26 protein-coding genes are annotated in these 19,643 nt (G+C 60.2%); 7 read left to right on the forward strand and 19 right to left on the reverse strand.

Annotated features, from left to right (window positions below; all coding sequences use genetic code 11):
- Nucleotides 1-24: 24 nt before the first annotated feature.
- Nucleotides 25-747, reverse strand: coding sequence for a monofunctional biosynthetic peptidoglycan transglycosylase (gene mtgA, locus BMY54_RS02645; RefSeq protein ID WP_093429826.1), 723 nt, complete (start codon nt 745-747; stop codon nt 25-27).
- 74 nt (nt 748-821) lie between these two features.
- On the opposite strand from mtgA, the gene BMY54_RS02650 reads away from it, so the two are divergent.
- The 4 genes from BMY54_RS02650 (at nt 822) to trmB (ending at nt 3,064) form a co-directional block, all read left to right on the forward strand.
- Nucleotides 822-1,202, forward strand: a complete 381-nt coding sequence (locus tag BMY54_RS02650) for a DUF423 domain-containing protein (RefSeq protein WP_093429827.1) — start codon at nt 822-824, stop codon at nt 1,200-1,202.
- A gap of 71 nt (nt 1,203-1,273) precedes the next feature.
- Nucleotides 1,274-1,474 carry a sulfur carrier protein ThiS gene (gene thiS / locus BMY54_RS02655; RefSeq protein ID WP_122604433.1) on the forward strand — a complete coding sequence of 67 codons (201 nt, stop codon included), beginning with the start codon at nt 1,274-1,276 and terminating at the stop codon, nt 1,472-1,474.
- 60 nt (nt 1,475-1,534) lie between these two features.
- Nucleotides 1,535-2,329 (forward strand): thiazole synthase, encoded by a 795-nt coding sequence (locus BMY54_RS02660; RefSeq protein WP_093429828.1) that lies wholly within the window; start codon nt 1,535-1,537, stop codon nt 2,327-2,329.
- A gap of 9 nt (nt 2,330-2,338) precedes the next feature.
- Nucleotides 2,339-3,064, forward strand: coding sequence for a tRNA (guanosine(46)-N7)-methyltransferase TrmB (gene trmB, locus BMY54_RS02665; RefSeq protein WP_093429829.1), 726 nt, complete (start codon nt 2,339-2,341; stop codon nt 3,062-3,064).
- A 130-nt stretch (nt 3,065-3,194) separates the two neighbouring features.
- Here trmB and BMY54_RS02670 read toward each other — a convergent pair whose 3' ends face one another.
- The 10 genes from BMY54_RS02670 to BMY54_RS02715 form a co-directional block, all read right to left on the reverse strand.
- Entirely contained in the window at nt 3,195-3,518 is a 324-nt protein-coding gene (locus BMY54_RS02670; RefSeq protein ID WP_007913629.1) for a DUF3392 domain-containing protein, read from the reverse strand.
- Between the two features lie 22 nt (nt 3,519-3,540).
- Nucleotides 3,541-4,746: a radical SAM family heme chaperone HemW gene (hemW, locus tag BMY54_RS02675; protein ID WP_093429830.1), complete on the reverse strand. Its 1,206-nt coding sequence runs from the start codon at nt 4,744-4,746 to the stop codon at nt 3,541-3,543.
- A complete protein-coding gene (gene rdgB / locus BMY54_RS02680) occupies nt 4,743-5,339 on the reverse strand; it encodes an RdgB/HAM1 family non-canonical purine NTP pyrophosphatase (RefSeq protein WP_008083802.1) in 597 nt (198 codons plus the stop codon). The genes hemW and rdgB overlap by 4 nt, the downstream gene beginning before the upstream one ends.
- Nucleotides 5,336-5,770, reverse strand: coding sequence for a DUF4426 domain-containing protein (locus BMY54_RS02685; protein WP_093429831.1), 435 nt, complete (start codon nt 5,768-5,770; stop codon nt 5,336-5,338). Before BMY54_RS02685 ends, rdgB begins: the two co-directional genes overlap by 4 nt.
- A 26-nt stretch (nt 5,771-5,796) precedes the next feature.
- Nucleotides 5,797-6,417: a methionine biosynthesis protein MetW gene (gene metW, locus BMY54_RS02690; protein WP_007913638.1), complete on the reverse strand. Its 621-nt coding sequence runs from the start codon at nt 6,415-6,417 to the stop codon at nt 5,797-5,799.
- Nucleotides 6,418-6,424: 7 nt separating this feature from the next.
- Nucleotides 6,425-7,564 carry a homoserine O-succinyltransferase MetX gene (locus BMY54_RS02695; RefSeq protein ID WP_093429832.1) on the reverse strand — a complete coding sequence of 380 codons (1,140 nt, stop codon included), beginning with the start codon at nt 7,562-7,564 and terminating at the stop codon, nt 6,425-6,427.
- 330 nt (nt 7,565-7,894) lie between these two features.
- Nucleotides 7,895-8,191: a DUF167 domain-containing protein gene (locus tag BMY54_RS02700; protein ID WP_093429833.1), complete on the reverse strand. Its 297-nt coding sequence runs from the start codon at nt 8,189-8,191 to the stop codon at nt 7,895-7,897.
- The gene (locus BMY54_RS02705; RefSeq protein ID WP_093429834.1) at nt 8,188-8,778 is read right to left on the reverse strand and encodes a YggT family protein; all 591 of its coding nucleotides are present in this window, start codon (nt 8,776-8,778) and stop codon (nt 8,188-8,190) included. The genes BMY54_RS02700 and BMY54_RS02705 overlap by 4 nt, the downstream gene beginning before the upstream one ends.
- Before the next feature lie 10 nt (nt 8,779-8,788).
- Nucleotides 8,789-9,607, reverse strand: a complete 819-nt coding sequence (gene proC, locus BMY54_RS02710; protein ID WP_093429835.1) for a pyrroline-5-carboxylate reductase — start codon at nt 9,605-9,607, stop codon at nt 8,789-8,791.
- Between the two features lie 23 nt (nt 9,608-9,630).
- Nucleotides 9,631-10,317 (reverse strand): YggS family pyridoxal phosphate-dependent enzyme, encoded by a 687-nt coding sequence (locus BMY54_RS02715; protein WP_093429836.1) that lies wholly within the window; start codon nt 10,315-10,317, stop codon nt 9,631-9,633.
- A 56-nt stretch (nt 10,318-10,373) separates the two neighbouring features.
- Between BMY54_RS02715 and BMY54_RS02720 the strand changes: the two genes are divergently transcribed.
- The gene (locus BMY54_RS02720; RefSeq protein WP_093429837.1) at nt 10,374-11,408 is read left to right on the forward strand and encodes a type IV pilus twitching motility protein PilT; all 1,035 of its coding nucleotides are present in this window, start codon (nt 10,374-10,376) and stop codon (nt 11,406-11,408) included.
- Nucleotides 11,409-11,559: 151 nt separating this feature from the next.
- On the opposite strand, the gene BMY54_RS02725 is transcribed toward BMY54_RS02720, so the two are convergent.
- Nucleotides 11,560-12,183: a C40 family peptidase gene (locus BMY54_RS02725; RefSeq protein ID WP_093429838.1), complete on the reverse strand. Its 624-nt coding sequence runs from the start codon at nt 12,181-12,183 to the stop codon at nt 11,560-11,562.
- A gap of 248 nt (nt 12,184-12,431) precedes the next feature.
- Between BMY54_RS02725 and BMY54_RS02730 the strand changes: the two genes are divergently transcribed.
- On the forward strand, nt 12,432-12,863 hold the full coding sequence (locus BMY54_RS02730; protein WP_007913651.1) for an NINE protein: 432 nt from the start codon (nt 12,432-12,434) through the stop codon (nt 12,861-12,863).
- Nucleotides 12,864-12,956: 93 nt separating this feature from the next.
- On the opposite strand, the gene BMY54_RS02735 is transcribed toward BMY54_RS02730, so the two are convergent.
- The 7 genes from BMY54_RS02735 to gshB form a co-directional block, all read right to left on the reverse strand.
- A complete protein-coding gene (locus tag BMY54_RS02735; RefSeq protein WP_093429839.1) occupies nt 12,957-14,228 on the reverse strand; it encodes a dihydroorotase in 1,272 nt (423 codons plus the stop codon).
- Nucleotides 14,225-15,229, reverse strand: coding sequence for an aspartate carbamoyltransferase catalytic subunit (locus BMY54_RS02740; protein WP_007913665.1), 1,005 nt, complete (start codon nt 15,227-15,229; stop codon nt 14,225-14,227). Before BMY54_RS02740 ends, BMY54_RS02735 begins: the two co-directional genes overlap by 4 nt.
- Before the next feature lie 27 nt (nt 15,230-15,256).
- Nucleotides 15,257-15,763, reverse strand: a complete 507-nt coding sequence (pyrR, locus tag BMY54_RS02745) for a bifunctional pyr operon transcriptional regulator/uracil phosphoribosyltransferase PyrR (protein WP_034153653.1) — start codon at nt 15,761-15,763, stop codon at nt 15,257-15,259.
- An 80-nt stretch (nt 15,764-15,843) separates the two neighbouring features.
- Nucleotides 15,844-16,281, reverse strand: a complete 438-nt coding sequence (ruvX, locus tag BMY54_RS02750; RefSeq protein WP_064589634.1) for a Holliday junction resolvase RuvX — start codon at nt 16,279-16,281, stop codon at nt 15,844-15,846.
- Entirely contained in the window at nt 16,281-16,853 is a 573-nt protein-coding gene (locus tag BMY54_RS02755) for a YqgE/AlgH family protein (RefSeq protein WP_016985971.1), read from the reverse strand. Before BMY54_RS02755 ends, ruvX begins: the two co-directional genes overlap by 1 nt.
- Nucleotides 16,854-17,025: 172 nt before the next feature.
- Nucleotides 17,026-17,925 (reverse strand): energy transducer TonB, encoded by a 900-nt coding sequence (locus BMY54_RS02760; protein WP_093429840.1) that lies wholly within the window; start codon nt 17,923-17,925, stop codon nt 17,026-17,028.
- Between the two features lie 107 nt (nt 17,926-18,032).
- On the reverse strand, nt 18,033-19,004 hold the full coding sequence (gene gshB, locus BMY54_RS02765; protein ID WP_093429841.1) for a glutathione synthase: 972 nt from the start codon (nt 19,002-19,004) through the stop codon (nt 18,033-18,035).
- A gap of 225 nt (nt 19,005-19,229) precedes the next feature.
- Here gshB and pilG point away from each other — a divergent pair, with 225 nt between their 5' ends.
- Nucleotides 19,230-19,634, forward strand: coding sequence for a twitching motility response regulator PilG (gene pilG, locus BMY54_RS02770; RefSeq protein WP_007913673.1), 405 nt, complete (start codon nt 19,230-19,232; stop codon nt 19,632-19,634).
- The last annotated feature ends 9 nt before the right edge of the window (nt 19,635-19,643 follow it).

The raw sequence follows: 19,643 nt of genomic DNA on the forward strand, positions 1-19,643 counted from the left end.
CGCTCCCACAGGGGATCTTCAGCGTTATTCAGACCAAGGTGCGCGGCGGGAATCGTTGAGCCCCAACAGATAACTATCCCCACCCAACTGACTCATCTGCTGACGAATCCACCCGGCCCGGCGCGAGACATAAGCGGTCGGATGGCTAGCGCTCCACACCCGAGGGTTGGGCAGAACAGCCGCCAGATAACTCGCCTGCTGCCGCGACAACGACTTTGCGCTCACACCAAAGTGATGGCGGGCTGCGGCTTCGGCGCCAAACACCCCGTCATCCCACTCGACGCTGTTGAGATACACCTCAAGGATCCGCTGCTTGGGCCAGAACACCTCGATCAGCGCGGTAAACCACGCCTCCAGGCCTTTACGCAGATAGCTGCGGCCGGCCCACAGAAACAGGTTTTTCGACACCTGCTGGCTCAAGGTGCTGGCGCCGCGAATCGACCCGCCAAGCTCGTTGTGGGCCAACGCTGCCTGGATCGCACTGAAATCAAAGCCCCAATGCTCGGGAAACTTCTGATCCTCACCGGCCATGACCGCGACTTTGAGGTCATCGGAGATCTCGTCCCACGGCTTCCACGTGCGTTGCAGGTCAATCGGCTCGCCATCGACCCAGGATTCGACCTTGCGCTCGACCATCAACGCCGTGCCCGGCGGCGGCACGAAGCGAAACACCAGCACCAGCAAGACGCTGCCGCCGGCGAACCAGAGCAGGGCCTTCGTGAGACGACGGAAAATAGTACGCAGCATAGAGATGGCTTGGCCGAACCGGTGGAGCGGGCCATTATACAGACCCTGCCGATTGCGTCTGACTGGAGTTCCCAATGCTGCGTGGCTTTTTGATGCTGGCCGCTTTTTTTGGTTTTACCGGGGTCGCTTTGGGCGCATTCGCAGCCCACGGCCTGAAAAACCGCCTGACACCCGAGTATCTGGCAATTTTCCACACCGGCGTCACCTATCAATTGGTGCACACCTTGGCGCTGTTTGGTGTGGCGCTGTTGGCCACGCAGATTCAGGGCCGACTGGTCACTTGGGCCGGCGTGTCATTCACCATTGGCATCCTGTTGTTCTCCGGCAGTCTGTATGTGCTGACCATGACCGGCATCAGCAAGCTCGGCATCATCACCCCATTTGGTGGCCTGGCGTTCATGATTGGCTGGCTATGCCTGGGCCTCGCCGCCTGGCGCTTGCAACCAACCGCTTGACGCTTGGTGCTGACCTTTAGGTCATGATCGGGCTAGAATGCCAGCCCCTAAAAATGATGGCGGCGTTACGCATGCGCATTCAGTTGAACGGCGAATCCCTTGAACTGCCCGACGGCGAGACCGTTGCGGCCCTGATCACTCGTCTGGAACTGACCGGACGTCGAGTGGCAGTCGAACTCAATCTGGATATCGTCCCGCGCAGCCAGCATGCCGACACCACCCTCAATGATGGTGACAACGTCGAAGTGGTGCACGCCATCGGCGGCGGCTGATCGCCAGGTCTGCAAGGGCACAGAATTCTGCAAGACCCTCACTCCTAAAGAGGATTCCCCATGAGCATCGTTCGTAGCGACAAGCCTTTTGTACTGGCCGGTCGTACTTACCAGTCGCGTTTGCTGGTCGGTACCGGCAAGTACCGTGACATGGAAGAAACCCGTCAGGCCATCGAAGCCTCGGGTGCCGAGATCGTCACCTTCGCCGTGCGCCGCACCAACCTGGGCCAGATCGAAGGCGAACCGAACCTGCTCGACGTGCTGTCGCCGGAGCGCTACACCTTCCTGCCGAACACCGCCGGTTGTTACGACGCCATCGAAGCTGTGCGCACCTGCCGCCTGGCCCGTGAGCTGCTCGATGGCCACAACCTGGTGAAGCTGGAAGTACTGGCCGACCAGAAGACCCTGTTCCCTAACGTCATCGAAACCCTCAAGGCCGCGGTAACGCTGGTCAAGGAAGGCTTCGACGTGATGGTTTACACCAGCGATGACCCGATCATCGCCCGCCAACTGGCGGAAATCGGCTGCATCGCGGTCATGCCGCTGGCCGGTCTGATCGGTTCCGGTATGGGGATCTGCAACCCGTACAACCTGCAGATCATCCTCGAAGAAGCCAAAATCCCTGTGCTGGTCGATGCCGGTGTCGGCACTGCGTCCGATGCGACCATCGCCATGGAACTGGGTTGCGATGCGGTGCTGATGAACTCGGCCATCGCCCACGCCCAGCAGCCGGTGATGATGGCTGAAGCCATGAAACACGCCATCGTTGCAGGCCGTCTGGCCTACCTCGCTGGCCGTATGCCGAAAAAACTCTATGCCAGCGCCTCTTCGCCGCTGGATGGTCTGATCAAGTAAGAGCCATTGATGACTGAATCGAACGACACGCCTGTCCAGACGGAAGAGGGCGACGAGCGCCAACACCGCCGCATCAAGAGCTTCGTGATGCGCGCCGGGCGCATGACCGAAGGCCAGCAACGCGGCCTGGATCAGGGCGCGCCGCTGTACGTGCTGCCGCTGGCCGACGCGCCGGTGGATTACGATCAAGTGTTCGGCCGTTCGGCACCGCGCTCGCTGGAGATCGGTTTCGGCATGGGCCACTCGCTGCTGGAAATGGCCGCGGCCGCGCCGGATCAGGATTTCATCGGCGTGGAAGTTCACCGTCCGGGGGTTGGCGCGTTGCTCAATGGCGTGCTGACTCAGGGCCTGACCAACCTGCGGGTCTACGATTGCGACGCGATCGAAGTGCTTAACCGCTGCATCGCCGACAACAGCCTCGATCGCCTGATGCTGTTCTTCCCGGACCCATGGCACAAGAGCCGTCACCACAAGCGTCGTATCGTTCAGGCCTCGTTCGCTGAACTGGTGCGCAGCAAGTTGAAGGTTGGCGGCATCCTGCACATGGCCACCGACTGGGAACCGTACGCCGAGTACATGCTGGAAGTGATGAGCGTCGCCCCGGGCTACCGCAACCTCGCCGAAGACGGCAAGTGCGTACCACGCCCGGCCGAACGCCCGATCACCAAGTTCGAACGCCGCGGCGAACGTCTTGGCCATGGCGTGTGGGACCTGAAGTTCGAAAAACAGTCCTAAGCATCACGCGGTAAAAATGTAGGAGTGAGCCTGCTCGCGATTGCGGGCTGACAGTCACCGAAGAGGTTGAATGTCAGACCGCAATCGCGAGCAGGCTCACTCCTACAGTCGTTTTGGGTGTGCTGAAAGATCAGCGGCGGTCGGCGACGACGCCGATCAGCACCAGCACCACCAGCAGGACTGGCGCCAGGCTGTAGTTGTTGAACTGGCTCAAACCCTTGATAACCCAAGGCGTTGCATAGATCAGCGCCGCACCGCTGCCGATCACGCAGAGCAGCGCCATCAATGGCACGCGCAGGGCGCCGGCGATGCTGCCCAGGCGTTGCTCAACCCAGCCTTTGAAGTCAGCGCCGAACAGCACCAGCAGGCAGCCGACCAGGGCCAGGGCGATTTCCGAGAGGTTGCTGCGGCTCCAGCGGGAGACGGTGGCGAGCAGGTCGAGTATCAAATCCATGCGTTTTCCCTTGGGACTGAAGTCAGTTCAGAAATTGTTGCAGCAAGTCGTTGAGAAACAGCTTTCCGCGCTCGGTGGCCGCCAGACGTGACGGTTCGACCTGCAACAGACCGCTTTGTTCTGCCGCTGCCCGGCCTTCAGCGAGGCTTTCCAGCGACAGCCCGGTGCGCTCAGGATACAGGCGCGATTCGACGCCTGCGGTCAGGCGCAAAGCGTTCATCAGAAACTCGAACGGCATCTCGTCGTTGGTCAGTGCTTTCTCGCCGGCCTGAAAGCTTTTTGCCGGATTGAGATAGTCCTTCGGCAGACGCGTCTTCCAGGTACGCACGATGCGTCCGTCCGGATGACTCAGCTTGCCGTGGGCTCCCGCGCCAATGCCGATGAAGTCGCCGAAACTCCAGTAATTGAGGTTGTGCCGCGCTGGCCGACCCGCCTGGGCATAAGCCGACACTTCGTATTGCGCATAACCGTGTTCCGCCAGCAGCGCTTGCCCGGCCTCTTGAATGTCCCACAGCGTGTCATCTTCCGGCAGCACCGGCGGCTGGTTCCAGAACACGGTGTTCGGCTCCAGCGTCAGCTGATACCAGGAAATGTGCGTTGGATTCAGCGCGATGGCCTGGCGCAGATCGCTGAGGGCATCGTCCAGCGACTGATCGGGCAAACCGTGCATCAAGTCGAGGTTGAAGTTATCGAACCCGGCCTGCCGCGCCATACCGGCCGCGCGTACCGCTTCGTCACCGTTGTGAATCCGCCCCAGCGCTTTGAGCTTTTCCTGCTGGAAGCTCTGGATACCGATCGACAGGCGATTGATCCCCAACTTGCGATAGGCGACGAACTTCTCTTGCTCGAAGGTGCCGGGATTGGCTTCCAGAGTGATTTCGATGTCGTGGGCAAACGGAATCCGCTGTTCGACGCCTTCCAGCAGCCGCCCGAGGGCTTCGGCGCTGAACAGGCTCGGCGTGCCGCCACCAAAGAAGATCGAACTGATTTCACGACCGTACACGGCGTGCAGATCCTGATCGAGATCGGCCAGCAAGGCGTCGACGTATTCCTGCTCCGGCAACACCGGGCTGGCGGTGTGTGAGTTGAAATCGCAATACGGACATTTGCGCACACACCACGGGATGTGGATGTACAGCGCCAAGGGCGGCAGCGTTGGCAGCGGTGCCCGAGGCGAAGAAGCGGCACCGCCGATGATCAGCGACGACGCGGAGGGGCTGTCGGTCATTTCAGGCCCAGACGCTGGCGCAGCAGATCCATTGCACGGGCGCGGTGGCTGATCTGGTTCTTGTCGGCCGGACTCAGTTCGGCGCTGGACACATCACGCTCCGGCACCCAGAACAGCGGGTCATAACCGAAACCGTGCTCGCCGCTGGCGGCCGTCAGGATGCGTCCGTGCCACAGGCCTTCGCAGAGGATCGGCAACGGATCATCGGCGTGACGCACCAATGCCAGCACGCAGACGAACTGCGCACCGCGCTCGGCTTCCGGCACATCTTTCAGTGCATCGAGCAATTTGGCATTGTTCGCCGCATCGCCCTTGCCGTCGGCATAACGCGCCGAATAGATGCCCGGCGCACCGCCAAGGAAATCCACCGCCAGACCGGAGTCGTCGGCCAGTGCCGGCAACCCGGAAATGCGCGCGGCATTACGCGCCTTGAGGATCGCGTTCTCGACGAACGACAGACCGGTTTCTTCCGGCTCGACCTTGCTCCACTCGCCAATCGAGCGCAGTTGCACCGATTCGCCGAGCATGGCCTGGAGTTCTTTGAGTTTGCCGGCGTTATGGCTGGCCAGTACGAGCTGCTTGATGTTCATCATTCGCCGGGAAAGAGTTCTTGGTTGAAATTGATGGTGTTGATCTTGTCGCCGTTCTGCACCTTGATTTCAAAGGTGCGGGTTTCCTGCTGCTCCACCGGGTACTGGGCGATGTAATAGATCGCGCCCTGTTCGGTGATCTGGCGGAAATTCAGCGGCACGCTCTGGCTGGTCAGGTCTTTGACCATGCCGGTGACATTGGCGATCAGTGGTTTGCCGTCCTTGATCACCGAGACATTGATCACGCCCTGATTTTTGCTGCGGATCAGCTCCGCTGCCTTGGCGATGTCCGGCGTCAGAAACGTCGAGTTGAAAGTGTTGTAGTGCACCGTGACGTCGCCAAAGGTTTCCTTGCGCTCGCCCTTGATGACGTCGGCCGCCATGGCGCTGGCGCTCAGGCAGGCAGTCAATAACAACAACGCTAAACGACCCATGATCGTGCTCCTCGAAATGACGGGATTCAGACCGCGACTTTGTGGTCTGCAAGCTGCGGGCTGCTGACGCGGTAGATACCGATCTCACCTAACAGATTAGGCCATAGCTTACTGGCCCACCCGTGACGGTGCTGTTGATCCACGGCAAGCCGATCAATGACCTTCGCATCACGTTCGCGGCAAAGTTCTTCAAAGTCTTCGAAGGTGCAGAAGTGAATGTTCGGTGTGTTGTACCAGGTGTACGGCAGAAATTCCGACACCGGCATGCGCCCCTTGCTTGCCAGATACCAGCGGCAGCGCCAGTGGCCGAAGTTCGGGAAAGTGATGATGCACTGGCGGCCGACCCGGAGCATTTCGTCGAGGATCTTGTCCGGGTAATGCACGGCTTGCAGGGCCTGGGTCATGACGACGATGTCGAAACTGTTGCTGGCAAAGTTGCCCAGCCCCTTGTCCAGATCCTGCTCGATAACGTTGACGCCTTTGGCCACGCACTGGGCAATGTTGTCAGCGTCGTTTTCCAGGCCATAACCGGTGACGTTCTTGTTGTCGCGCAGCCAGGTCAGCAGCTCGCCGTCACCGCAACCGAGGTCGAGGACGCGGCTGCCGGCGGGGATCCATTCCTGGATGATTTCCAGATCAGCTCTCATGGCTTTCTCACAACGTGATGCGGTTCATGTAATTGCCGAACGCCTGCAAGTAGCGCGGGATCGGAATCAGGAAGGCGTCGTGGCCCTGCGGTGCGTCGATTTCCAGATAGCTGACGTCTTTGCGCGCCGCCATCAGTGCATCCACCAGTTCCCGCGAACGGGCCGGAGAGAAGCGCCAGTCGGTGGTAAACGACATCACGCAGAACTTGGCCGTGGCGTTTTCAAAGGTTTTCGCCAGGTTATCGTCGAAGTTCGCCGCCGGATCGAAGTAATCCAGTGCCTTGGTCATCAACAGATAGGTGTTGGCGTCGAAACGGCCGGAGAACTCCTCACCTTGATAACGCAGGTAGCTTTCGACCTGAAACTCGACGCTGTGGAAGTCGTAGTTGAGCTTTTCGCTCTTCAGGCCACGGCCGAATTTCTCGCCCATCGAATCGTCGGACAGGTAGGTGATGTGCCCGACCATCCGCGCCAGCATTAGCCCGCGCTTGGGGATCACACCCGCTTCCTGGAATGAACCGCCGTGGAATTCCGGGTCGGTGAGGATCGCCTGACGCGCCACTTCGTTGAAGGCGATGTTCTGTGCCGACAGCTTCGGTGCCGAGGCGATGGCCAAGCAGTGACGCACACGATCCGGGTAAGTGATGGTCCATTGCAGCGCCTGCATGCCGCCGAGGCTGCCGCCAATCACCGCCGCCCACTGGCCGATGCCGAGCAGGTCGGCCAGCCGCGCCTGGCTGTGCACCCAGTCTTCCACGGTGAGCACCGGGAAATCGGCACCGAACGGTTTGCCGGTCTCCGGGTTGATGCTGCTCGGGCCGGTGGAGCCGTTGCAGCCGCCGAGGTTGTTCAGGCTGACCACGAAGAACTTGTTGGTGTCGATCGGTTTACCCGGGCCGATGCAGCTGTCCCACCAACCGGGTTTGCGGTCGTCGACGCTGTGATAGCCGGCAGCGTGGTGATGGCCGGACAAGGCATGGCAAATCAGCACGGCGTTGCTCGCCTGCGCGTTCAGCGTGCCGTAGGTTTCGTAGATCAGGTCATAGGCGGCCAGCGAGCGGCCACAGGCCAGCGCCAGCGGATCGCTGAAGTGCGCGGTTTGCGGCGTCACCAGACCAACAGAATCGGGGGGAAAGGCAGTTGGCATCGACCCTGCTCTCGTTGAAATGAGGCGTAAGTCTAAAGACCGGGGGGGTTAGCGGCAAGCGGCCCTCACCCTAGCCCTCTCCCAGAGGTAGAGGGGACTGACCGAGGTGTTCTTTTGAGCTACACCGACCTGATCTATCGAGTCGAACTCAGGCCTTGAAAACCACCAAAATCGGCTCCCTCTCCTGGAGGTAGAGGGGACTGACCGAGGTGTTCTTTTGAACTACGCCGACCTGAGCTATGGAGTCGAACTCAAGTTTTGAAAACACCATAGATCGGCTCCCTCTCCAGGGGGAGAGGGCTGGGGTGAGGGGCACAGACGCCGCCAAACTCAAGACAAGCGCCCAACCAGCCCAGGCAAATCCGGCAACTTCTTCGGCGAGCAGATCTTCACCCGCTTCTGCCGGTTCAACTCGCCGCTGAGCAAGCTGACCTGGCTCTTGGAAACCCCGAACACCTTGGCCAGAAAGCCCATCAGATAAGCATTGGCCTTACCCTCGACCGGCGGCGCAGTCAGGCGAATCTTCAAACGATCACCGTGCAGCCCGGCGAAGTCATCGCTGCGGGCTGCCGGTTGCAGGTGACACTCGAGGATCAAGTCGTCACCGTCCCAACGGAACCAGCTCACATCAGCAAGCGCAGGATTTCCGGCATCATCGTCATTGCCGCCAGATTGTTGATTACCAGCATGTCGATCAGTTTCAGCGCGAGGAAGGCGAAGATCGGCGACAGGTCCAGACCGCCAAGATTCGGCAGGAACTTGCGGAACGGCGCCAGCGCCGGCTCGCAGATCTGGTTGACCAGCTCAGCGCCGGGATTGTGGCTGCCCGGCGCAACCCACGACAGAATCACGCTGATGATCAGGGCGAAGAAGAAGATCTTCAGGAACAGTGCGGTCAGGCCGATGATCGACCAGATAAACAGTTGCAGCGGGTTGCCGGTGGTGCCGTAAGTCAGCAGCAGGGTCAACGCCATCAGCGCCAGTTGCACCAGAATCGCCAGGACCAGCGACGACATGTCGAGGCCGAACAGGCTCGGGATGATCCGGCGCAGTGGCTTGAGCAGCGGCTGGGTCGCCTTGACCACGAACTGGCACAGCGGGTTGTAGAAGTTCGCCCGCACCAGTTGCAGGACGAAGCGCAGCAGCACGATCAGCAGGTACAGACTGCCGAGGGTTTGCAGCACGTAAACCGCTGCGGTGTTCAATCCAATCATGTAAGGCTCCTTATTTGCCCAGTTGTTCGGCCATTTCGGCCGAGCGGTGCGCGGCGGCGCCGAGTGCGGTTTCGACCAGTGCTTCGAAGCCATTGGCCTGGAATGATTTGATTGCAGCTTCCGTGGTGCCGTTTGGCGAGGTCACGCGACGGCGCAGTTCAGCAGCGTCAACGTCGCTGGAGACGGCCATGTGTGCGGCGCCGAGTGCGGTCTGCAGAGTCAGTTGTTCAGCGATGTCCTTCGGCAAGCCGAGTTTGACGCCAGCAGCAGTCATGGCTTCGATCAGCAGGAAGAAGTACGCCGGGCCGGAGCCGGAGACGGCGGTGACCGCATCGAGTTGCTGCTCTTCGTTCAGCCACAGGGCAATGCCGACGGCGGACAGCAGCTCTTCGGCTTGCTGACGCTGCTCGGCGGTCACTTCGCTGGTCGCGTACAAACCGCTGACGCCCTGTCGCAGCAGTGCCGGGGTGTTGGGCATGCAGCGCACGATTGGCTGCTCGCCAAGCCAGGCGGTCATGCTGGCGCAAGTGATGCCAGCGGCAATGGAGACCACCAGTTGATTCGGTTTCAGGCTTGGGCGAATCGCCTCGCACACGGCTTTCATCGCCTGTGGCTTGACTGCCAGCACAATCACATCGACGCCGTCGATGGCCTGGGCGTTGTCGGCGAAAGTTTCGATGCCGTGTTCGGCACTGACTTTGGCGCGGGTTTCTTCACCCGGGTCGCTGGCGCGGATCTGTGCGGCTTCCAGGCCCTTGGCGCGCAGGCCGCCGATCAGGCTGGCCGCCATGTTGCCCGCACCGATAAACGCAATACGTGTGTTGCTCATGTGTGGTCCTTATCTGGAATCGTTCAAGACTGGGAATAATCTCTGGCACCAAACAGGGCCGTACCGATACGCACCCAAGTGGCGCCTTGGGCAATGGCCGACTCGAGGTCGTGGCTCATGCCCATGGACAGTGTGTCGAGCGGCAGATCGAGGCTGGCCTGCAATTTCTGCACGGCGGCGAAGGCCGCGTCTTGCTCGGCGCGATCTTCGGTCGGCTCGGGAATTGCCATCAAGCCGCGCAGTTTCAAGCGTGGCAAGGCGTTGATGGCCTCTGCCAATGCCGGCAGATCGGTCGGAGTGCAGCCGGACTTGCTGGCCTCGCCGCTGACGTTGACCTGTATGCAGATGTTCAGCGGCGGAAGTTCGGCCGGGCGCTGTTCGGACAGGCGTTGAGCGATTTTCAGGCGATCCACGGAGTGCACCCAGTCGAAATGCTCGGCGATGGCGCGAGTCTTGTTCGATTGAATGGGGCCGATGAAGTGCCAGATCAAGGGCAGGTCGGCCAGTTCGAGCTGTTTGCCCAGGGCTTCCTGCAGGTAGTTCTCGCCAAAGTCGCGCAGGCCGGCGGCATATGCTTCGCGCAGGGCCTGGGCGGGTTTGGTCTTGCTGACCGCGAGCAGCTGGACGCTGTTTTCAGCGCGGTTTGCAGCTGTTACCGCTGCCTGGATGCGCGAACTAACCAGTTGGATGTTGTCTGCTATCGTGGACATCAAGAGGCGCCAGCGGTCGGAAGGTTCGCGGCATTCTACTGGAATTGAGGAGCGCTATGGATATCACTGAACTGCTGGCCTTCAGCGCCAAACAGGGAGCTTCCGACCTGCACCTGTCGGCCGGTCTGCCGCCGATGATCCGCGTCGATGGCGACGTGCGGCGGATCAATCTGCCGGCGCTGGATCACAAGCAAGTGCACGAACTGATCTACGACATCATGAACGACACCCAGCGGGTCGACTTCGAGAAACATCTGGAAACCGACTTTTCTTTCGAAGTGCCGGGTGTGGCGCGTTTCCGCGTCAACGCTTTCAACCAGAACCGTGGCGCCGGCGCCGTATTCCGTACGATTCCGTCGAAAGTGCTGAGCATGGAAGACCTCGCCATGGGCGACGTCTTCCGCAAGATCACCGATGCGCCGCGCGGTCTGGTGTTGGTCACCGGGCCTACCGGTTCCGGCAAATCGACCACGCTGGCGGCGATGATCGATTACCTCAATACCCACCGGCATCACCACATCCTGACTATCGAAGATCCGATCGAGTTTGTTCACGAATCGCGCAAATGCCTGATCAATCAGCGTGAAGTCCACCGTGATACCCGCAGTTTCGCCACTGCGTTGCGCTCGGCACTGCGTGAAGACCCGGATGTAATTTTGGTCGGTGAGATGCGTGACCTGGAAACCATTCGCCTGGCGCTGACCGCAGCCGAAACCGGGCACTTGGTATTCGGCACGCTGCACACCACCTCGGCGGCGAAAACCATCGACCGCGTGGTCGACGTGTTCCCCGGTGACGAGAAGTCGATGGTGCGCTCGATGCTATCGGAGTCGTTGCTGGCGGTGGTTTCGCAGGCGCTGATCAAGAAGATCGGCGGCGGGCGGGTGGCGGCGCACGAGATCATGTTGGGGACGTCGGCGATCCGTAACCTGATCCGCGAGGACAAGGTCGCGCAAATGTATTCGGCGATTCAGACGGGTGGGTCGTTGGGCATGCAGACACTGGACATGTGCCTGAAGGAACTGGTGACCAAGGGCTTGATCAGTCGCGAGCATGCGCGGGAGAAGGCGCGCACGCCGGATAATTTCTGAGGGAGATTTTCGGTGTTCTAGCCGGCCCTTTCGCGAGCAAGCTCGCTCCCACAATTGATTGCATTCCTTCAATTGGAATGCTTTCACCTGTGGGAGCGAGCTTGCTCGCGAAGAGGTCAGTGCTGGCGATACCCGTTGCGGGTCAGTCAGCTCAGCGTTGAACGACGCGCATCTGCTTGCTTGCAGGCTCTTTCGGCAATACTCGCTTGGCAACTACGTAATGCTGTTCCCAATACGGCTTGTTCAACGTATCGATGCTCACCGCTTTGCCACGACGCGGAGCGTGGATGAAGCGATCGTTGCCCAGGTAGATGGCAACATGGTTGACCCGACGGCTCTTGATGTTGAAGAAAATCAGGTCGCCCGGCTTCAGATCCTTGCGCTCGACTTTCTCGCCGTGACCGCTGGCCATGGCGTTGGAGGTGCGTGGCAGGTCGAACGTGGCGTCGTTAAAAGCGTATTTCACCAGACCGCTGCAATCGAAGCCTTTACTTGGGCTGCTGCCGCCCCAACGATAAGGGGTACCGAGGACGTTCACCGCACGGCTCAGCACATTGCTGCTTTCCTTGCTCGCCATCGGTGGCACCAGCTTGCTGTGGTTTTTGCTGCTCAGCGTGGTGGTTTTGCTTTTGCTGCTTTTGCTCGAGGGAGCCGAAGCATGGGATTTAGGGGTAAAGCCGTTAACGTTAGGAAGACGTTGCTCACGATTGGTGGCGTGGGCGGCCAGTGGCATTAATAGGCAGATGGTTAGCCATGTCTTGAAAAATGGTCGCATTAGGCGTGGCTCTTTAGTGATAGCGCGCAACTTTATAACAGAGTTTTTTTTCATTCCGAGTCCGTTGGTCGATTCAGTTGGAGGCCAACGGAACCAAATAAGCGGCAAATGGACGCAATTGTCGGACAGAAGTCAGGTGCTATAAGGCTTTGACGGTAGCAACGGTAACATTTGCCGTACGTCGGCTACCTGTAAAAAAGTCACAAAGAATTCAAGAATATTTATCTATCGTGTGAATCGAGGTCTTCATGAACCCCTATCAACAATTTGTTCAGCAGCAAGATACGCACAGCAAAATCATCGGTTATCTGCTGTGGATTTTCGGTTTTACTGGTGCTCACCGCTTCTATTACGGCAAACCGGTGACCGGGACGATCTGGTTCTTCACCTTCGGTTTGCTGGGTATTGGCTGGCTGATCGACCTTTTTCTGATCCCGGCGATGGATCGCGAGGCGGATCTACGTTTTACCGCAGGGCCGATCGAGTACAACGTGGCGTGGATTCTGCTGACATTCCTTGGCGCACTCGGCGTGCACCGGATGTACCAAGGCAAGTGGATCAGCGGACTGATCTATCTGCTGACAGGCGGGTTGTTCTTTCTAGGGGTGCTGTATGACTTCTGGACGCTGAATGATCAGGTCTCGGTGCGTAACGCCGAAGGCAGAGGCGCCTTCCAGTAAGTCTTCGCGAGCAGGCTCGCTCCCACAGGGGATTTGTGTCGTTCACAGATCCAATGTGGGAGCGAGCCTGCTCGCGAATGGGGCGACGCGGTATCAAGCCTGGTGACTGATCCGCCCATCCACCAGCGTATAGCGAACCACACCCGGCAAAGTGTGCCCAATGAACGGGCAGTTCTCACCCTTCGACAACCAGCCTTCACCGGCCACCGTCGAAGCCTGCGGATCGAACAGCACGATATCCGCCGCACCACCCACCGCCAGTTTGCCCGCCGGCAGACGCAGCGCTTCAGCCGGGCCAGCGCTCAAACGCGCCAGCAAGGTAGGCAGATCCAGCAACCCATCCTCAACCAACGTCATCGCCAGCGGCAACAGCAACTCAACACTGCTGATGCCCGGCTCGGTCGCGCCGAATGGCGCCAGTTTGGCGTCGCGTTCGTGCGGCTGGTGATGGCTGGAAATCGCCGTGACCACACCGGATTTCACTGCCTCACGCAGACCATCGCGATCCGCACGGGTGCGCAGCGGCGGTTGCACGTGGTACAGGCTGCTGAAGTCGATCAGCGCTTCGTCGGTCAGAATCAGCTGATACAACGCCACGTCCGCCGTCACCTTCAGGCCACGGGCCTGAGCCTGAGCAATCAGGGCAACACCGCGAGCGCTGGTCAACTGGCTGAAGTGCGCACGTACGCCGGTCTGCTCGACCAGCAGCAGGTCACGGGCAAGGGCCACGGTTTCAGCGGTTTCCGGAATTCCCGGCAGACCAAGGAAACTGGCCACCGCGCCTTCGTGAGCCAAGCCACCTTCAGCCAAGTCGTGATCCTGCGAGTTGAATATCACCGTCAGGTCGAAGGTCGCCGCGTATTCCAGCGCCCGGCACAGGGTGCGGGTGTTGCGGAAGCTCTCCAGACCGTTGCCGAACGCCACACAACCGGCGTCGCGCAGCGCCACCAGTTCGGCCAGTTGCTCGCCGTCCAGACCTTTGCTCAAGGCGCCAATCGGGAAGACTTTGGTGTTGCCGGCCTCGCGGGCACGATCGAGGATCAGCTCGGCCACGGCGGAGGTGTCGAGCACCGGTTTGGTTTTCGGCGGGCAGCACAGGCTGGTCACGCCACCGGCGGCGGCCGCGCGGGTTTCGCTGATGATCGAGCCTTTACGGCTGTAACCCGGCTCGCGCAGGGCAACGTTGAGGTCGACGAGGCCCGGAGCAGCGACAAGGCCTTGGGCGTCGATGGTTTCTACTGCCGTGAAACCCGCTGGAGCGGCGCCGAGGGCGACGATCTTGCAGGCTTCAACGTGAATGTCGGTGACTTGATCCAGGCCGCTGCTTGGGTCGATGACGCGTGCGCCGAGAATGCTGAGCTTCACTGGGCGTTCTCCTGCTCGAATTGACGCTGCGCGGTTTGCCCGCTCATGGCCATGGACAACACGGCCATACGAATGGCGATGCCGTAGGTGACCTGGTTGAGGATCACCGAGTGCGGGCCGTCGGCCACTGCGGACTCGATCTCCACCCCCCGGTTGATCGGCCCCGGGTGCATGACGATGCAATCCGGTTTGGCCCCGGCTAGGCGCGCGGTGGTCAGGCCGAACAGGCGGTAGAACTCGCCTTCGCTCGGCAGCAGGCCGCCGGTCATGCGTTCACGCTGCAGGCGCAGCATGATCACCACGTCGACGTCTTTCAGGCCTTCGGTCATGTCGGTGTAAACCTTCACGCCGTATTGCTCGATGCCGATCGGCAGCAGGGTTTTCGGCGCGATCACGCGGATATCCGGGCAGCCGAGGGTTTTCAGCGCGAGCATGTTCGAACGTGCAACCCGCGAGTGCAGGATGTCGCCAACGATGGCCACCGAGAGGTTTTCGAAGCCGCCCTTGTGCCGACGGATGGTGAGCATGTCGAGCATGCCCTGCGTCGGGTGCGCGTGACGGCCGTCGCCGCCGTTGATGATCGCCACTTGCGGGCAAACATGCTCGGCGATGAAGTGCGCGGCGCCGGAATCACCGTGGCGCACGACAAACATGTCGGCGGCCATGGCTTCGAGGTTGCGCAGGGTGTCGAGCAGCGTTTCGCCCTTGCTTGCCGACGAGGTCGACACGTTCAGGGTGATCACGTCCGCCGACAGCCGCTGGGCCGCCAGTTCGAAGGTGGTGCGGGTGCGCGTGGAGTTTTCGAAGAACACGTTGCACACGGTCTTGCCGCGCAGCAACGGGACTTTCTTCACCGCCCGGGCACCGACTTCGAGGAACGAGTCGGCAGTGTCGAGGATTTCCGTCAGCAACTCGCGGCGCAGGCCGTCGAGCGAGAGGAAGTGGCGCAGCTGGCCCTGATCATTGAGCTGCAGCGGGCGCTTGGTATCTAGAGGCGTCATCGCGAAGGGGACTCTCAATAGGGCGGATTAAAGGTTGAAGTCTTGCAGTTCGAGCGTCAGCGGCTCGGGGCCGGACAGCTTCACCCGTTCATGTGCGGCCAGCGACAGCGTCGCGCCAACCACGTTCGGGCGGATCGGCAGCTCGCCGGCGTCGAGGTCCAGCAGGCAGACCAGGGTCACGCTGGCCGGGCGGCCGTAGTCGAACAATTCGTTCATGGCGGCGCGGATGGTACGGCCGCTCATCAATACGTCGTCGATCAGCACCAGATGCTGGCCTTCGATCTCGAAGGGCAGGGCGGACGGGCGCACTTGCGGGTGCAGGCCGTTCTGGCTGAAGTCGTCGCGGTAAAAGGACACATCCAGCGTGCCCAGTGGTGCATCGCTGCCCAGTTCCTTGAGCAAGGCCTGCGCGACCCAGATGCCGCCGGTGCGGATGCCGATGTAACGCGGTTCAGTGATTTCACGCTGGGCAAGGTGCGCCTTGAGGCGGGTCGCCATCTGGCTGATCAGATCGGCGGGATTTGGCAGGCTCATGGTTGCTCCTTGTTGGGGGCGAGTCGGATCCTTGGACGCGACTCGGTTTTTCACTCAAAAGAAAAGCGCCGAAGCGCTTGTCAGGACTCAAACAATGCAGTGTTTTCATCGAGCCAGCCCTGCAACAGCAGAGCGGCGGCGATGGCGTCCACCGGGTTGTCGCGGTAACTGCCTTTTTGACCGCCACGGGCCAGTCGCTCGCCTTTGGCTTCAAACGTGGTCAGGCGTTCGTCGTGGGTATAGAAGGGCAGATTGAAGCGGCCATTGAGGCGGCGGGCAAACTTTTCCGCGCGTACGCACATGTCGCTCGGGGTGCCGTCCATGTTCAGCGGCAGTCCGACAACAACGGCATCGGGTTTCCATTCTTTTATAAGGGCTTCGACCTGGTTCCAGTCCGGCACGCCGTTCTGTGCCTTCAAGGTGCACAGCTCACGGGCCTGGCCGGTAATCACCTGGCCGACCGCGACGCCGATCTGTTTGGTGCCGTAGTCGAAGCCGAGAATCAGGCGCAGGGCCATCAGGCGTGACCTGCCTGGCTGGTCAGCAGGCTGAGGTTGATCCCCAAGTGCCGGGCCGCCGCTTCCAGACGCAGTTCGCTGCTGGTGTTGAACAGGATGTCGGCGTCGTACGGGCAGTTCAGCCAGGCGTTGTCGGCGAGTTCGGCTTCCAGTTGCCCGGCTTCCCAACCGGCGTAACCGAGGGCAATCAGGCTTTTTGCCGGGCCGACGCCGTCAGCGATGGCGAACAGCACGTCCTGCGAGGTCGAGAGGGCCAGATCACCGTCCAATTGCGCGGTGGCCTGGAAGGTCTTGCCCGCCGGGTGCAGAACAAAACCGCGATCGGTCTGCACCGGGCCGCCAATGAAGATCGGCACATGCTGGCAGAGTGCTGGCGGGTCGATGTCCGGACGTAATTGCTCAAGGATGTCGGCCAGATTCAGCTCTTGCGGCCGGTTGACCACAATCCCCATAGCGCCATTGGCCGTGTGCTCGACGATGTAGGTCAAGGTGTGGGCAAAGTTCGGGTCGGCCATGTGTGGCATGGCGATCAGGAATTGATGCTTGAGGTAGCTGGGGCTGACGTTTTTCATGTGCGCTAGTGTGGCGTCGAAGGGGCAAACTGACAAGCTGAGGATCAGAGAACAACGCAGATCAAATGTGGGAGCGAGCTTGCTCGCGAAGGCGCCAGGTCAGGCAATATCAATGGTGCATGTGCCGGCCTCTTCGCGAGCAAGCTCGCTCCCACAAGGTTTCTGTGGTGTGTCAGTTGCTCGAGAGCTTGTCGCCCCGAGCAAATTTCCAGGTACGAATGATTTCCAGCCGATCGATATCCGACAAATCGCCGGTAAACGGCGCAAACGGTGCTGCCAACCGGACGATGCGCTGCGCCGCCTGATCCAGCAGCGGCTGGCCGGACGATTCCAGCACCAGCACTTCATACAGCGAGCCGTCGCGGTTGATCGAGACCATCAGGCGCAAATTGCCGTAGATCTGCTTGCGCCGTGCTTCTTCGGGATAATTGAGGTTGCCGATGCGCTCGACCTTCTTGCGCCAGTCGTCTTTGTACCAGGCACCCTTGTCGCGCATGGTCGACGCCGCGCTCAAACGGTGGATGCGTGGGCGTTTGGCGTACAACTGCTGTTCCTTGGCCAGTTCGGCTTCGAGGCTGGCGATGTCGCTGGACAGCTGTGAGCTGTCGAATTCTGGCGCGTCGACTGTCGGTTTGACTTCGGTTTTGGCTTCTTCTTTCTTGGTCGGCGCTTTTTTAGGTTTCGGCGCGACGGTGGTCACCGCAGCTTTGGGCGCGGCTTCCTGCACTTGCGGTTTGGCGGCCGGTGGCGGGGTGACTTTTTTGACCTGATTGTCCTGGAACGGCGCCACCTCAGTGGTCTTCGGAATCGCCTTCTTGTCCAGCGTGCCGCTGCCTTCCTGATGCTGTTGAGCGAGAAAGTCAGCCTTCTCCGGCTTCTTTTCGCTCTTGAAGGTGGCGAGGGTGATTTCCAGGGTTTTGCTGATTTGCTTGGGCTCGACCATCGTGAAGCCGACGCCGAGCAGCAGCGCCAAATGGATCAGCGCCGCAAGAAACAGGGTAAATCCGAGGCGATCGGCCGGGCGCACGCCACGGTGGGCGAGTTCTGCGGGCAGATCGGACGGGAGGGTCATGACAAGAAAACCAACATCGCGTTTTTCAGAGGCTGCGCATGATAACGCAATGTTGGTTTCACGCCTTGGGCTTCACGCTTCAAGCGACAGACTGCATGTGACGTGCATCAAGCTTGTGGCATTTTGCCGGCGGCTTGCAGCTTCTTGGCGATGGCATCCATCAACATGCCGCCGATATCGGTGCCGAAAGCATTGTCGATTTCACGGATGCAGGTCGGGCTGGTGACGTTGATTTCGGTGAGGTTTTCGCCGATCACATCGAGGCCAACGAACAGCAGGCCTTTCTCACGCAGGGTCGGGCCGACTTGGGCGGCGATCCAGCGATCCTTTTCAGTCAGCGGGCGCGCCTCACCACGACCACCGGCCGCGAGGTTGCCACGGGTTTCGCCCTGCGCTGGAATCCGGGCCAGGCAGTAATCCACCGGCTCGCCGTCGATCATCAGAATGCGTTTGTCGCCGTCCTTGATCGCCGGCAGGTAAGCCTGGCCCATGATCTGCTGGCCACCGAGGGCGGTCAGGGTTTCGAGAATCACCGACAGGTTCGGATCACCGGCACGGTGGCGGAAGATCGAAGTACCGCCCATGCCGTCCAGCGGCTTGAGGATCACGTCGCCGTGTTTCGCGGCGAACTCACGCAGCACGTCGGCGCGGCGGCTGACGATGGTTGGCGGCGTGCACTGCGGGAACAGCGTGGCGAACAGTTTTTCATTGCAGTCGCGCAGGCTCTGCGGTTTGTTCACCACCAGCACGCCAGCGGTTTCAGCCTGTTCGAGCAGGTAGGTGGAGTAAACGAACTCCATGTCGAACGGTGGATCCTTGCGCATCAGGATCACGTCGAGATCGCTCAGCAGGTTGTCCTGCTCGGCGTCCAGTTCGAACCATTTTTCCGGGTTGGCGAAGACTTTCAGCGGCTTCATGCGCGCCCGGGCCTGACCTTCACCCTGATACAGGTCGCGCTGTTCCATATAGAACAGTTCCCAGCCACGCTTCTGCGCGGCCAGCAGCATGGCCAGCGAGCTATCCTTTTTATAGGAGATGCTGGCGATAGGGTCCATGACAATCCCGACGCGAACGCTCATTGGGTTTTCCTCGAAAATTGGCTACCGGATCGGTATTGAAAAAGTGCCGCCAGAGTGGCGCCGGGCGGGTTTTCGGTCAAGGAAAAACCCGTCGATAGATTGCATCTGGAGACTGTGCTAAAAAGGCTGCCAAGCAGTGCTGGCCCTTGAACATCAAGGGTTTCCGGCCATCAGTCATCGCAAAACGGACAAATTGATTCGCAAAGGCGACGGTAGAGCCCTCTTATGGAACAGCAGTCCAGCGCCTTGAAGGTCATGGTGATCGACGACTCGAAAACGATTCGTCGCACCGCCGAAACATTGTTGAAGAATGTCGGTTGCGAAGTGATCACGGCGATCGACGGTTTCGACGCTCTGGCGAAGATCGCCGACAACCATCCTGGGATCATTTTTGTCGACATCATGATGCCGCGTCTGGATGGTTATCAGACCTGCGCTTTAATCAAGAACAACAGCGCGTTCAAGGCGACGCCGGTGATCATGCTGTCATCGCGCGACGGGCTGTTCGACAAGGCCAAGGGGCGGATTGTCGGTTCTGATCAATTTTTGACCAAGCCTTTCAGCAAGGAAGAACTGCTCAACGCGATTCAGGCCCATGTTCCGGGCTTCGCCGCCGTTTTGCCGCAGTAAGACACGTAC

The sequence above is a fragment of the Pseudomonas sp. ok266 genome, from assembly GCF_900110195.1.
Taxonomy (GTDB): domain Bacteria; phylum Pseudomonadota; class Gammaproteobacteria; order Pseudomonadales; family Pseudomonadaceae; genus Aquipseudomonas; species Aquipseudomonas neuropathica.

What these genes read in the sequence shown, in the direction of transcription:
- mtgA (WP_093429826.1), bottom strand. Translation starts at nt 747, where the DNA reads ATGCTGCGTACTATTTTCCGTCGTCTCACGAAGGCCCTGCTCTGGTTC.
- BMY54_RS02650 (WP_093429827.1), top strand. Translation starts at nt 822, where the DNA reads ATGCTGCGTGGCTTTTTGATGCTGGCCGCTTTTTTTGGTTTTACCGGG.
- thiS (WP_122604433.1), top strand. Translation starts at nt 1,274, where the DNA reads ATGCGCATTCAGTTGAACGGCGAATCCCTTGAACTGCCCGACGGCGAG.
- BMY54_RS02660 (WP_093429828.1), top strand. Translation starts at nt 1,535, where the DNA reads ATGAGCATCGTTCGTAGCGACAAGCCTTTTGTACTGGCCGGTCGTACT.
- trmB (WP_093429829.1), top strand. Translation starts at nt 2,339, where the DNA reads ATGACTGAATCGAACGACACGCCTGTCCAGACGGAAGAGGGCGACGAG.
- BMY54_RS02670 (WP_007913629.1), bottom strand. Translation starts at nt 3,518, where the DNA reads ATGGATTTGATACTCGACCTGCTCGCCACCGTCTCCCGCTGGAGCCGC.
- hemW (WP_093429830.1), bottom strand. Translation starts at nt 4,746, where the DNA reads ATGACCGACAGCCCCTCCGCGTCGTCGCTGATCATCGGCGGTGCCGCT.
- rdgB (WP_008083802.1), bottom strand. Translation starts at nt 5,339, where the DNA reads ATGATGAACATCAAGCAGCTCGTACTGGCCAGCCATAACGCCGGCAAA.
- BMY54_RS02685 (WP_093429831.1), bottom strand. Translation starts at nt 5,770, where the DNA reads ATGGGTCGTTTAGCGTTGTTGTTATTGACTGCCTGCCTGAGCGCCAGC.
- metW (WP_007913638.1), bottom strand. Translation starts at nt 6,417, where the DNA reads ATGAGAGCTGATCTGGAAATCATCCAGGAATGGATCCCCGCCGGCAGC.
- BMY54_RS02695 (WP_093429832.1), bottom strand. Translation starts at nt 7,564, where the DNA reads ATGCCAACTGCCTTTCCCCCCGATTCTGTTGGTCTGGTGACGCCGCAA.
- BMY54_RS02705 (WP_093429834.1), bottom strand. Translation starts at nt 8,778, where the DNA reads ATGATTGGATTGAACACCGCAGCGGTTTACGTGCTGCAAACCCTCGGC.
- proC (WP_093429835.1), bottom strand. Translation starts at nt 9,607, where the DNA reads ATGAGCAACACACGTATTGCGTTTATCGGTGCGGGCAACATGGCGGCC.
- BMY54_RS02715 (WP_093429836.1), bottom strand. Translation starts at nt 10,317, where the DNA reads ATGTCCACGATAGCAGACAACATCCAACTGGTTAGTTCGCGCATCCAG.
- BMY54_RS02720 (WP_093429837.1), top strand. Translation starts at nt 10,374, where the DNA reads ATGGATATCACTGAACTGCTGGCCTTCAGCGCCAAACAGGGAGCTTCC.
- BMY54_RS02725 (WP_093429838.1), bottom strand. Translation starts at nt 12,183, where the DNA reads ATGCGACCATTTTTCAAGACATGGCTAACCATCTGCCTATTAATGCCA.
- BMY54_RS02730 (WP_007913651.1), top strand. Translation starts at nt 12,432, where the DNA reads ATGAACCCCTATCAACAATTTGTTCAGCAGCAAGATACGCACAGCAAA.
- BMY54_RS02740 (WP_007913665.1), bottom strand. Translation starts at nt 15,229, where the DNA reads ATGACGCCTCTAGATACCAAGCGCCCGCTGCAGCTCAATGATCAGGGC.
- pyrR (WP_034153653.1), bottom strand. Translation starts at nt 15,763, where the DNA reads ATGAGCCTGCCAAATCCCGCCGATCTGATCAGCCAGATGGCGACCCGC.
- ruvX (WP_064589634.1), bottom strand. Translation starts at nt 16,281, where the DNA reads ATGGCCCTGCGCCTGATTCTCGGCTTCGACTACGGCACCAAACAGATC.
- BMY54_RS02755 (WP_016985971.1), bottom strand. Translation starts at nt 16,853, where the DNA reads ATGAAAAACGTCAGCCCCAGCTACCTCAAGCATCAATTCCTGATCGCC.
- BMY54_RS02760 (WP_093429840.1), bottom strand. Translation starts at nt 17,925, where the DNA reads ATGACCCTCCCGTCCGATCTGCCCGCAGAACTCGCCCACCGTGGCGTG.
- gshB (WP_093429841.1), bottom strand. Translation starts at nt 19,004, where the DNA reads ATGAGCGTTCGCGTCGGGATTGTCATGGACCCTATCGCCAGCATCTCC.
- pilG (WP_007913673.1), top strand. Translation starts at nt 19,230, where the DNA reads ATGGAACAGCAGTCCAGCGCCTTGAAGGTCATGGTGATCGACGACTCG.